The sequence below is a fragment of the Bradyrhizobium sp. Kon58 genome, assembly GCF_055807455.1.
Genome location: NZ_JBVVOT010000295.1, coordinates 1 through 312, shown reverse-complemented (window position 1 = coordinate 312; position 312 = coordinate 1). Strand labels below are relative to the sequence as shown.

General features: G+C 53.5%; 1 protein-coding gene. It reads left to right on the top strand.

Annotated elements, in window-relative coordinates; all coding sequences use genetic code 11:
* Window positions 1–312 (top strand): SRPBCC family protein (locus AC0L20_RS40535; RefSeq protein WP_473295751.1); only part of this gene is annotated, 312 nt, incomplete at both ends.

Genomic DNA, 312 nt, shown 5'->3' with positions numbered 1-312 from the left:
CAGGACACGCCTGGAACGTATTGAAGAAATTTGGCGAGATTCATAAATGGCATCCGTCAATTGTCCGAAGCAGTATTGAGGACAATCAGCCGGATGGAATGGTTGGCTGCATCCGCCAGCTCAAACTGGTCGATGGCGCAGTTGTCAGGGAGCGCCTGCTGGCGGTCGATGACCGCAACACAATGCTTTCCTACTGTTTCGAGGAGGCCCCATTGCCCTTGGACAACTATGTCGCCACCGTGAAGTTGGAATCTCTGACGGGACAATCCAAGACGTTCATCAAGTGGTCTTGCAGGTCGAAGCCTGCAGACC